The sequence below is a fragment of the Intrasporangium chromatireducens Q5-1 genome, from assembly GCF_000576575.1.
In the GTDB taxonomy this organism is placed as follows: Bacteria; Actinomycetota; Actinomycetes; order Actinomycetales; family Dermatophilaceae; genus Intrasporangium_A; species Intrasporangium_A chromatireducens.
Genome location: NZ_AWQS01000126.1, coordinates 1 through 11,311 on the forward strand (window position 1 = coordinate 1; position 11,311 = coordinate 11,311).

10 protein-coding genes are annotated in these 11,311 nt (G+C 64.5%); 7 read left to right on the top strand and 3 right to left on the bottom strand.

From position 1 onward, the window contains the following. Positions 1 to 120: 120 nt before the first annotated feature. Positions 121 to 1,335 carry a nucleotidyltransferase domain-containing protein gene (locus N864_RS14145; RefSeq protein ID WP_162164530.1) on the bottom strand — a complete coding sequence of 405 codons (1,215 nt, stop codon included), beginning with the start codon at positions 1,333 to 1,335 and terminating at the stop codon, positions 121 to 123. A 251-nt stretch (positions 1,336 to 1,586) separates the two neighbouring features. On the opposite strand from N864_RS14145, the gene N864_RS14150 reads away from it, so the two are divergent. The 6 genes from N864_RS14150 (at position 1,587) to N864_RS14170 (ending at position 7,914) form a co-directional block, all read left to right on the top strand. Then, complete coding sequence (locus tag N864_RS14150) at positions 1,587 to 2,552, top strand: glycosyltransferase family 2 protein (RefSeq protein ID WP_081793849.1); 966 nt, start codon at positions 1,587 to 1,589, stop codon at positions 2,550 to 2,552. Positions 2,553 to 2,636: 84 nt separating this feature from the next. Further along, positions 2,637 to 3,464 carry a hypothetical protein gene (locus N864_RS14155; protein ID WP_034717970.1) on the top strand — a complete coding sequence of 276 codons (828 nt, stop codon included), beginning with the start codon at positions 2,637 to 2,639 and terminating at the stop codon, positions 3,462 to 3,464. Positions 3,465 to 3,520: 56 nt separating this feature from the next. Next, the gene (locus N864_RS14160; RefSeq protein WP_155892944.1) at positions 3,521 to 4,981 is read left to right on the top strand and encodes an O-antigen ligase family protein; all 1,461 of its coding nucleotides are present in this window, start codon (positions 3,521 to 3,523) and stop codon (positions 4,979 to 4,981) included. After that, positions 4,978 to 5,871, top strand: coding sequence for a glycosyltransferase family 2 protein (locus tag N864_RS14165; protein WP_051518594.1), 894 nt, complete (start codon positions 4,978 to 4,980; stop codon positions 5,869 to 5,871). The genes N864_RS14160 and N864_RS14165 overlap by 4 nt, the downstream gene beginning before the upstream one ends. Positions 5,872 to 6,187: 316 nt before the next feature. Then, entirely contained in the window at positions 6,188 to 6,748 is a 561-nt protein-coding gene (locus N864_RS26340; RefSeq protein WP_240474334.1) for a right-handed parallel beta-helix repeat-containing protein, read from the top strand. Continuing rightward, complete coding sequence (locus N864_RS14170; RefSeq protein WP_051518592.1) at positions 6,745 to 7,914, top strand: glycosyltransferase family 4 protein; 1,170 nt, start codon at positions 6,745 to 6,747, stop codon at positions 7,912 to 7,914. The genes N864_RS26340 and N864_RS14170 overlap by 4 nt, the downstream gene beginning before the upstream one ends. A gap of 49 nt (positions 7,915 to 7,963) precedes the next feature. Here the strand turns inward: N864_RS14170 and N864_RS23720 are convergent, their stop codons facing one another. Continuing rightward, complete coding sequence (locus tag N864_RS23720) at positions 7,964 to 9,139, bottom strand: right-handed parallel beta-helix repeat-containing protein (RefSeq protein ID WP_051518593.1); 1,176 nt, start codon at positions 9,137 to 9,139, stop codon at positions 7,964 to 7,966. A 339-nt stretch (positions 9,140 to 9,478) separates the two neighbouring features. Next, complete coding sequence (locus N864_RS14180) at positions 9,479 to 10,213, bottom strand: class I SAM-dependent methyltransferase (RefSeq protein ID WP_081793851.1); 735 nt, start codon at positions 10,211 to 10,213, stop codon at positions 9,479 to 9,481. 133 nt (positions 10,214 to 10,346) lie between these two features. Here N864_RS14180 and N864_RS14185 point away from each other — a divergent pair. After that, positions 10,347 to 11,311: LamG domain-containing protein (locus tag N864_RS14185; protein WP_155892947.1), on the top strand; the 965-nt coding region annotated here is incomplete at its 3' end.

Genomic DNA, 11,311 nt, shown 5'->3' on the forward strand with positions numbered 1-11,311 from the left:
GGGAGACGGACACCCTCCCGAAGGAGGACTGGGAGTTCGTCTGGCGAGTCGGGCGTGGCAAAGCCGTCGTGCACGTCCCGGTGCCCACAGTGCGGTATCTGCTCAACCGCGCTAGTTACTTCACGGTTTGGGGCGCTCAGCAGGAGGTGGACTGAGCCGCGAGGAGCGAGGAGGCCTGTCGTTCTCAATCATCTCGAAGAAGGTGGCCTGAGCCTCCTGATCGGGGCGATCGTCGTGCAGGGGATTGCTGGCTCCGTGATGTCCTGTCGGCGGCCGGTGCAGTGCCGCATCGGCCGCGGCTCGGACACTCTGCCAAGTTCCGGCGCGGGTGGACTGGAACACGATCCGTCCCGACCAGCGCTCATCTGGGAGGTGCGGAGGGCGTCGCCACCGGTCGACGACCCGCGCGCCGGTGGACCACAGAGACCGCCGTGGTCTTGTCTTCAGGCCGCTGCGCGCGCTCGGTAGCACCATTTGGACACGGTTGATGACAGCCTCAAGGGCCAATGCGCAGCCGTACTCCTGAGCGCGGTGCTCCAGCTCACGCCAGTCAAGGCGATCCTGAGTCATCGCCAGGTCCACGTCTTTGAGCCAGACGAGCTTGTGTCCGCCGGAATGGACCATGTGGTACACGAGATGCAGGAGGGTGTCGGCCGCGTCGAGCGTCCGGGTCCGGCTGCCCCGCAACAGGACTGACGGTCCCCGATCCAACATGTCTGCGATCGGGAACCGGAAGACGTCTCGCAACTGCGGGTCATTCACGACGTGCCAGTGCAGATCGAGTGGCGTGCCGCCAGCCAACTCCATCCCGAGCTCGCCCCGGCGGCCTCGACTGATCAGGGGCCAGTTCCGGTCGACGAGCCTCGTTCCGGACGCGAGTAGGAGATCGACTGCCTCGCGGAAGTCGGCGGGGTGCACCAGGACGTCGAGGTCAACGTAGAGCCGCATGTCGAAACGAGGCCAAAGGACCTCCGACAGGGCAGGACCCTTGATCACGGCCCAGCGGATCGAGGACTGCCCAAGGAGCTCAGTCAGCCGACGGAGGTCGGCCATGGTGCGGAGATGACGCGCCAGCTGGTCGCGGTAGCAGCGTTGCACAACGGCCTGCAGCTCTGCCGGCACGTCATTGCGTCCCCGCAGGTGGAGCGCGAGGGCGGGGGCGACGCCGTGCACAAGGGCCGCTCGTACCACGGCGTGTGTGTCGAACTCGCGCCAGGGGTATGGCTGCCCACCGACCTGCTGGACGGCATCGACCAGCAGCCGGGCGAGCGGACGGGAGTCACGGCTCGGGGTGACGAGTACTTGTTGTTCTGGCTCTGGGAGGTGGCTCGTCAAGGAGTCCTGCCTCGTCACTTGTGCCATTGCGTCCGTCCGTTCGTGCTCTTCTCGGTGGGGGGCCGCGGTGGGGAGGGTGACGAGCGGCGCACCGCGGTCCTGTTCCCCATCAGCGACGAGATGCGTACTCCCCTTCATTGGCCAAGTGTCGCAAGCCAGACACAAAGTGCGGCCCGCTTTGCCAAAGTGTGCTCGAGTGAGGGCGATCAAAATCCTGCGGGAGGGGCTGGGCCACGCCAACAATAGGCAGCATGGGGAGAGCCGGGGAGGACGTCCTACTCGCTTGTGTGACGTGGAACTCTGCGAGACACGTCGCATCTTTCATCGACTCACTGCGTGCGGGGCTCGAGGGCGTGGACAAGTGGCGACTGGTCGTCGTCGACAACGGTTCGGCCGATGAGACCGTACGGATCGTCCGGTCTCACTGCCCCACAGCAATCGTGATCGAGAACGAGTGGAACGCGGGATACGCGGGTGGCATCAATGCCGCCTTGGCGCTGCTCGGCCCGGCGTCGGATCTCGTCGTCTGCAACCCCGACGTTCGTCTCGGTCCGGGCTGCGTACGTCAGCTCTTGGACGCCTTCCGCGAGCCTGGAGTGGGCATTGCCTGCCCGCTGCAACGCGGCCCAGACGGCGCGGTGTTGCCGACCCTCCGCTCGGAGCCGTCGGTCCGCCGGGCTCTCGGCGAAGCCATCCTGGGCGGCCGCCGGGCCGGCAAGCTTCCGGGCTGGGGCGAACTGGAGATGCGACCTTCGGCGTACACGTTTGCGCACAGCGTCGCCTGGGCCACCGGCTCGTTGCTCGCCGTGAGCGCGGGATGTCTGCGCGCGGTGGGGCCTTGGGACGAGCGTTACTTCCTCTATTCAGAGGAAACCGACTTCGCCCTGCGGGCACGGGACAAGGGATATGCCGTCCGCTTTGTCCCCGGCGCAGTCTGTACTCACGAGACCGGCGAGTCGCACGAGTCGCCCATGCTCTGGGCGCTGCTGACTGTGAACCGCGCGCGATTGTTCCGAGTGCGCCACTCGGCCTGGTCCTCTGCGGCCTTCCGCGGAGCTCTGCTTCTCGGAGAGACCATGAGGTCGCTTGGCGCCGGCGGTGAGGTGCATCGCTGCGCAGTCCGTCTCCTTCTCACCTCCAGCGCTGGCCTCCAGCGACATATCGGGGCACTCCGGGCAGGTCCTGCTTCATTTCCGCATCTGGTCCACAAGGCATGAACTGCTCACGTACCGTGAGACGAACCAAACATCGGTCAGCGCCGCGGAACCAGGTGGGGGTTGGCGCACCGAAGAGGAGGGCTGATGGACGCTCTGGATGTTGCTCGGGTATGCGTGAGGCGCTGGTATGTGTTTCTCACGATGGTCGGTTTGGCCACGTTCGCTGGCCTCGGGCTCATGCCCGAGGGCCATCCGGTGTACAACGCCACCGGCAACTTCGCGGTTGTCTATCAGGGGCCGGCTGTCAAGCCGGGCCAAGCAGATCCAAGGGCAGCGAACCCTCTTGCCGCCAGTAATGGCCTCTTGCTCCGGCAGTCCATTGTGAACGACCTCAACTCGCCCAAGAGCCAGGCAGAGCTCGCGCCGGCCGACTTGATGGGGACCGCACCCAGTGACACACCGGACGGTTCCCGCTTCTCGGTGGTCACACAGCGCAACTCGGAGAACGTCACGGTGCAGACCTATGGACCTGATCCCGCACGTGTCAGCGGCACTGTCACGGCCATTCTGAAGGCAGCCGAGAACCGAGCGATGGCGCTTCAGGACCGCGCGCGTGCTCCCAAGAACAGCCGTCTTTCAGTTTTCGTGACGTTGCCGGCACAGACGGTGGAGATCCCACCCGCGTCGAAACTGAAGCTCGTTCTCAGCCTTGCCGCGGTCGGGATCCTGGCTGGTGCGGGGCTGTCGTTGCTCCTCGACAGACTGCTGACCAAGAGGCGTGCTCGTCGCCTGAGCCGGCCAGTCCAGCCGCTCGCCGCGCCTGTGGTCCATGAGAATGAGAGCGCGACACCGACGGCGATGCCTGCCGCTGGTGGGAATGGGTCCCAACCGCTGTCCGCTCCGCGCACGGCCGCTGCGGACCGGCAGCAGTCCGTCCCGCTGGGCGGCGCTGCTTCGCTCAACGCTGAGTGAGTGAGGGCCACAGGATGCTTCGCTCTAGCTGGCCTCGGTTCGTCGCCGTCCTGGTCGTGGTTCTCGCCGTTCCGGTCATCCTGGTAGCTCTGCCCAACGCCTCCCGCCACGCTTCTTCCAGCATCTTCGTGCTGGCCTTGGGCGTGCTGCTTCTCGGTGTCCTGATCACCGTTGGTGGTCTGTGGATCCGACGCACGGAATCCATCCTGACGATCCTCGTCGTCTTGTTGCTCCTCGTGCCGCAGAATTATGTGCTGGTCGGTCCGCTGAGGTCAGTAGGGAACCCGGCGCTCCTCTGGTCGCTTTTTGCCTTGCTTCTGTGGTGCGGCAGCAGGCTGCTCGGTCTCGTGATGCCTCCCGCTAACAATCCGATGCGTTGGGGAGTCTTCTTCTACCTGATCGCCGCTACCCTCGCCTTCGCTTCCGGAATGGCGCGGCCTCTGACGGACGTGGAGGCGTCAGGAGCCACTCGTGCAATTTTCCCGGCCCTCGCCGTTGTGGGAGTGGCGCTCGTTGCCTGTGATGGTCTTACCCAGCGTGGGCAGGTCGAGAGGGTGCTCCAGCGGCTCGTCTACGTCGCGGGTCTCGCTGGGGTCGCGGGAATCTTCGAGTTCTTCGATCGCACCTTCAGCTACCGCACTCTTGCTCACCTTCCCGGCCTCACGACGAACACTGAACTCATCAATGACACTCGTTCTGGTTTCGTGCGCGTCATCGGTGCTGCGGCCCACCCCATTGAGTACGCAGTTGCGCTCGCGTGCCTCGTGCCGATCGCTCTACACTTCACGTTGCACGGCGCCAGCCGCGGCTCGCGGCAGGGGTCAGCCTTGAGCCTCGGTATCATGCTCGCAGTAATTCCCATGAGCGTCTCCCGGTCTGGCATCGTTGCGCTCCTGGTGGCGGGCCTGTGGTACGGCGCCCACCTGCGCGGACGCCAACGTCTGAATCTCGTGCTTGTCGGCATAGTGGGAGCCGGGGCCATGTCGGCCGTCGCCCCTCGTCTGCTTGGAACCATCCGAAGCCTCATGTTTATCGGTGAGGACGATCCCAGCATCCGTGGTCGGACCTCGGATTACGTGAAGATTCCGTGGCTTCTCCAAGGCCATGAGGTGACCGGCCGCGGGCTCGGAACGTTCCAACCCGCCCAGTACTTCTTCCTCGACAACGCCTACCTGGGAGCGCTTCTCGAGGGGGGAGCCGTCGCGCTGGCAGCACTCGTGCTGCTTTTCCTCGTTGGTGTACTCATGGCACAACGCACACGCCGGAACTCCGTGGAGCCGTCGGTGAGGAGCCTCTGCCAGGCTCTCTCCGCGGCCATTCTGGCGCTGGCAGCCACTGCTGCCACCTTCGACATGACGAGCTTCCGCCAAACGGGCTTCCTGCTCTTCCTTTTCCTGGGCTGTGTCGGCGCGCTCTGGGCCAGGGAAGGTCGGCTGGGGAAGGGGAAGAAGGCGGAGCCGCCTCAGACGGTGGACATCCCGCGTGCAGCCTCGAACGAGGTGTGGCAGCCGTCATGACGTCTGTCGCGATTGCTGCATGCAACGAAGAGGCAGTTATCGCCCGGTGTCTCGGGGCGCTGACAGCAGACGCTCGGCCGGGCGAGCTTGAGATCGCCGTGGCCGCCAATGGCTGCACGGATGGAACGGCACAGATTGCGCAGACGTTTCCCTTTGTCAAGGTGGTCGAGCTGGCCACCGCAGGGAAAGCTCATGCACTCAACGCCGCCGACCAGATTTTGACCTCGTTCCCAAGGGTCTATTTGGACGCCGACATCGAATTGAGCACGGCACAGGTGCGACGGCTGTGCGAGGTTCTCTCCCATGCCGGCACGGGGAGCGGCGCGCTGGTGGCGGTGCCCGGACGAGTAGTCAACGTCAAGGGCCGGCCGCTCTTGGTTCGCGCCTACTACGCAATCAACCGTCACCACCCGGCCTTCGAGCAGGCCTTGTTCGGCAGAGGGGTCATCGTGTTGTCCGAAGCCGCCAGGCGACGTTTCACCGACTTCCCCCACGTTATAGCCGACGACCTCTTCCTTGACTCCCTCTTCGGCGCAACTGAACGGGCCAGAGTGGAGTCCGTCGCTGTCTCGATTGAGAGCCCCCGAAGGACAAGCGATCTCGTCCGTCGATTGGTTAGAGTACGACGTGGTAACGCTGAGCTGAGGCGGGCACCTGACTCGGTGTCAACTTGCGCCGTTCGCCCCATGCGCGCGACGGATTGGATGACCCGCGTAGTCGCCCGGAGGCCCGCCTTGATCCCGGCAGGTGCGGTGTACCTCATACTCACTCTCTTCGCGGAAGGGGTGGCTCGCTTTGGCCGTCACCTCTCATGGGGGCAGGACCTCTCGACCCGGGTGCAAGCCAGCAAAGGAAGTCTCCCTGCCTCGCGCGCTGAAGAGAACGTGTGACGTGACGGCGGCTTCGAAGCGGTGCGCCCGATTCGCTGGTTTGGGCATCCTGATCCCCGTCCTGGCCCTCGCTGGCTGTCAGGGCACAGGCGCCGCCCTCACAGCGCCTTCGACCGGCTCCGGCACCGCGGGCAGCCCTCGCCCGGGGGCATGCGACTTTCAACCATCCGATACCAATACGGGCGCGCGTGGCGCTCTGAGTGACTCACCGGTTCAGACCCTCAAGGACCACCAGAATCTCTCCAATGCCCGCGTTGGCCGGCTCGTCATATCTGGCTCGGATGTCACAGTCCGTAATGTCGACGTCGCTCGCTCCGTGCTTGTGCTCGGCGACCGAGTAACACTCGAAGGCGTTACGGCGAAGTCGATCTCGATCTCGAGTGCCTCTGGCGTGACGATCAGCAGGAGCAATATTGGTGGAGGCGACGCGGATGGCGTGCACATCACCTCTGATCGCGGCCGGATGGTCGGGGACGTCGTTCTCGACTACAACTTGGTGCATGACCCGCAGGTCTCGGCTGGAGCACACTACGATGGCACGCAAGTTCGGGGGATCAACGGGCTGCAGATCAGCTGCTCCGTTTACGACGCAGGTGCGTACCGCCCTCAGTACAACGCCGGCATCTACTTGGAGGATGCGAACGGCGGGACCCAGAACGTCACCATAGCGAACAACTGGATCCTGGGCTGGGGCCATAGCCTGATGGTGGACGCGCGCAATGTTCAACTCGTCGGCAACCACTTTGGCGGGGACATCAAGTGGGGCGTGTGTTATGTCGGGAAGCGCGTAGGAGCGAGTTCGTTCACACTCTCGGACAACGTCATGGAGCCTGGCGGACGACCCGTGAGCCCCTGCGTCACCGGGACCAAGTCGTGAAGGTCCTGTACAGTTTCCCGCACCCGATCGGTGCCCCTGGCATTGGCCTCACTGCGTGGCATCAGGTGGACGCGCTCGCCAGGGCTGGCGTTGACGTGACTGTCGTCTGCACGTCAGTACGGAAGAGGTTCGACGCCGAACTTCCGGTTCACACGCTCTCGCTGCTCGGCCCTGTTCGTCCCAGAATGGTTGGATTGAACCGGACGTACAGCCTTCACGACTGGGTGGTCAGTCAGCTCATCCGGTCCCTGAAGCCGGACCTCGTTCATCTCTGGCCCCGGGCTGTCTTGAAGAGTGCCGCGATGGCCCGATTGATGGGCTTGGTGTCCGTACGCGAGGCGCCCAGTCCCTACACGAGGCTCGCGGTGCAGCAAGCCAGGGCCGCGTGGGCGGAGATCGGCCTTCCCGTTCCGCAGGGCCACTTCCATGATCTGGGAGAAGAACAACTCACTTTGGAGGACGCAGAGTTCGCCGCGGTGGATTTCGTGATTGTGGGTTCAGAGCAGGCTGCGGCCAGTTTTGGAGTCGCGCCCTTCCCGGTGCAGGTGCGCGTCAACGAGTACGGCTACGACGATCGAGTTCAGCAGTCCCGGAGGCGCACCATTGGTGGCCTCTCCCGAGACTTTGTCTTCATCGGTCGGCTCGAGCCGACCAAGGGCGTTCATCAGCTGCTTGAGTGCTGGGCAGCGGCATCTCCGCCGGAGGGCGCCGGCCTGGTGCTGTACGGCGATATTGATGCTTCGACGTTGAAGAGGCTGGGGCCGCTGTTGTCACACGACCACGTCAGGCTGGGCGGCTACTGCAACAACGTAGAGAGTGTTCTTGACTCGGCAGACGTCCTTGTCCTCCCGAGTCGCTCCGAAGGCAGCGCATTGGTGGGCTACGAGGCGCTGGGCCGGGGCGTCATTCCCTTGGTCAGCGACGCCAGCGGGTGCCCGGTGGTCCACGGTGTCAGTGGATTGGTGCATCACGCCGGCGATTCGGCGCAGCTGACCGGACATCTGAAGGCTGTTCTGGCCGACACGTCACTTGTGAGCCGACTGCGGCACGGGGGGCGGGAGGAACGGGGGAAGTGGACCTGGGAAGCGTCGGGGAGACGACTGGCCGCGCTGTATGACGATCTTCTCAATGCGCCGAGACGGGTTCCGGCGCAGGGGGCCTCCTGACGCCCCACCCGTCGCGGCGCTTGTGTCGGTCAACCGCTGTGACCGTCGCTCATTTGCAGAGTGCGAGGCTCTTGCCGCTCGAGTCCCACACGTTGCCGAGGCTGGTCAATCCAGCGGTGCCAACTCGCTTTCCGATGTAACAGGTTCCCCAGTGGATGTCTCCGCCGAGACGGTTTCCCTGCAACGTTACGTTGCGGGCATCCATCATGACGCTGAAGCCGAACCCGTACAACCAGTTGTTCGTCACCTTGACGTTACTCGTGCCACCGTTCGCATCCTCCAGGTAAACGCCCGCGTTGAACTGAGAAGCATATGGCCCCGGGTCGTAGGTGGAGCAGTTGATGGTGAGACCATCGACGCCCCGGACCTGACTTCCGTCGTAGTGAGCCCCAGCCGGAACACGAGGGTCGTGAACGAAGTTGTGGCTGAACAGGATGTTCCGAGACATGACACCCCGGTCCGATGTGACGTTGATGCCGTCACCCTTGGTGTACCCCACGTTGGAGTAGCGCACCGTTGCGTTGGAGGCACTGGAGATGGCGATGCCCCTTGCAGTCACGTGGTCGATCATGGCGCCATCGGCCTTGACCAAGATATTGCCGTTCACGGCCACGTTGCGGATGGTGGCGTTCGCGCCGGTGATGACGAGACTACCGACATTCGCGTTGGCGAGAGTCTGCCCAGCGCCAACCGTCGTGACGCCCAGGTTGCTCCGCGTGCCGCTTGCTCCCGTGTTGGCCGAGGAAGGCTTGAACTGACAGGCCCCGACTGCTGCGGTTGCGGACGACGAGGTCGTTGTCGGATCCGTGGCGGCGGTGTTGCGCACGGTGGCGGCCTGCGTCCGCTGGTGTTGGGTCGTGGGAGCCACGGTCGGGGTGGCGACCGTGGCGGTCGCGGCACTGCCCCGGGACGAGTGCTGGTCGCCCGCAGGGGGCCGCCTTTGGCCGACGTTCGAGTCGGTCGGCGCCGACTTTGCCGACCCGGCGGTGGTGCGCTGTTTGGAGCGGTCGGCCCGTGCCTTCTGCTGGTGTGTGGCGGCGACATCGGTCGAGCCTGTGCCGAGATCGGCTGGTGCTTCTGAGACCGCGGGCGATCCCTCTGTGGGCGCGACGCCGACCGGGCCGCTGCTAGCGGCGGTCGATTGGCCACTGTCCGAGAAGCCTTGTGCCAAGCCGAAGGCGGTGAGTCCGGAGAAGGACACCGCCAGCGCTGCAGCGGCCAGCACCCCCTTTCGGCGAGCCGCCGGAACCTGTCGGCGTGGAGAGTTGTGACGGAGGGGGTGGGTACGCAAAGGTCTTGCTCCTTGAGGGGATCGACATCGCCCGAGCGCGTCAGGACCGGAGTTCGACGCCGGCGAGGGCGCTCTTGGGCCGGATGCGGGCGCCCGGAGCGAGCTGCTCGGGCCCAAACACCATCGCCGTCGCTTTGCGAGCGGGTCAAGTCGCGGCGCTCCGGCTCGGCGACTGGTGTGACGCAAGTTCACTTCTGCCCGGTTTTACCCGCGCTTATGGTGACGCAGATCACGTCGATTCGGCCGAAACATCTCGAGCGGGTAACGAGAGCATCACGAGTGGGTCTCATAGAGACGGCTCACAGCTTGCTCAGGAAGTGCTTCCTCCTGCCGCGTCCTGCGCTTGCGAGCCCAGCCCCAGTTCCCGTGCACTTCGAAGCGCTCATAGTTCGGATGCTGCATCACTAACAGGGCGAAGACGCGGCCGACTTGTGGGACTCGCTCAGCGGGGTCGATGACTGTGGTGGGCCGGCGGCCCGAAGCGGCCTTCGAGGCGGCAATCGTCCAGTGAATGTCGTCGAAGAGGATCCACCCGCCGGGGCGTAATAACTTGTCTGCGAGGACAAACGCGAGCCCGTCGGTCTCCCAGGTGTGAGCGCCATCAACGAACACGAAGTCGAAAAGTGGCCGTGTGGTGTGTCCGTCGCGCTGCCGTTCCAAAAGTCCCAATAATTCCCAATTGTACGAACTTTGGGCGAAGATCGGTTCGACGTATTTCGCCAGGCCAGTCGCCGCTAACAGTTCGATGATGTTCGGTTCGCGCAGCCGCGCCGCCTCGCGGTCGATGGTGAGGATGGAGCCGCCACCCAGTTCATCGAGGGCGGCGGCCATGTAGCACGTCGAATTCCCATGTGCGAAGCCAAGTTCCAGTACGCGGCCACACCTGTTGTGGAGGACGAAGTCATAGAGCAGCCGCCCTGAAGCGGGTGTCGTCGCAGCCCTCCCTCCGACCGGCCCCACTATCGCTGCAACGTCTCTGCACAGCACTATTTCCTGCTTCCAGTCCACGCACCACTTGGCACGACGCTATCCGGATCTGAAGATCTCGTTGGCCGTTTCGGCCCATTCCGACCACCGATGGGGTCTTATATGGGAGAGGAAGCACTGAACATGCTTCCGTGGACTGTTGGAGGTTGCCGCCATGATGAATTCGACCCGTGAGGTCCGCGAGGCGCGGACCCGTGTCATCCGGCTGCACACCCGGTGGGCATACGCGATGGCACCGCTTCTCGTGTTCGCGATGCTGGGACTCGTGGCACCTGATGGGGCAGCAGGAGCAGACGATCCAGACCCCAGATCCGTGGCTGGCTTATTGTCACGATGGCATGCTGCGGATCTCGGTCTTGCTGACGGTGATGCGGTCGGGCAGTGGCGCGACTCCGTGAGCGGTGTGACGTTGGCGCAGGGTGCGACATCCCAGCGTCCTCGGTTTATCTCCGCGGTGCCAGAACTTGGTGGTGCGCCTGCTGTGGCCTTCGACCGTGCCTCGGCCAGTTCGCTGGTCGCGCTCGCCTCTTCTGGGCAGGTTCCGGCTGGTTATCTCGGCGGGGTGCCTGGGGTGTCGGTCTTCGTCGTGATGGTGACGCCGCCGAAGATCGGGACGACGTTGACCAGCTTTTTCGCTTCGGTGGGTAACGCGACGTCGCCGGCTCGGGTGCTCACGCAGGTCACTTCGGTGGCTCAGGCGAGCGTGGCGGGCCGGCGGCTGGACGGTGACTCATTCCTGACGCTCACCGGCACGGCCTCGAAGGTGCAGTCAGGGGCAGCCTACGTCTCAGGTGGGGTGCTGGACTACGAGCATGCGCAGGCGGCGCAGTTCCTCAACGGGACGCAGGTACTCTCCGGTCGTTTTGGGACTGCTGGGCTGACAAGTTCGGATGGGAGTCAGCGAGTGGACCTTGGCGTGAACGGTTCGGATGGAAACGTGTTCGAGGGGCAAGTCGCGGAGGTTCTGGTCTATTCACGTGCGTTGTCCGCCGCCGACCGGGCCGCATTGTCGAGATACTTTCAGAACGCCTACGGCATCGCCATGACGGACGCCGGTAGCGCGCCGCCGCCTACGACTACGACCACACCCACAAGCACGACCACGGCTACCGCCACCAC

Bases quoted from the DNA above. Each gene is read 5' to 3' on its own strand.
- N864_RS14150 (WP_081793849.1), top strand. From the start codon at position 1,587: ATGGGGAGAGCCGGGGAGGACGTCCTACTCGCTTGTGTGACGTGGAAC.
- N864_RS14155 (WP_034717970.1), top strand. From the start codon at position 2,637: ATGGACGCTCTGGATGTTGCTCGGGTATGCGTGAGGCGCTGGTATGTG.
- N864_RS14165 (WP_051518594.1), top strand. From the start codon at position 4,978: ATGACGTCTGTCGCGATTGCTGCATGCAACGAAGAGGCAGTTATCGCC.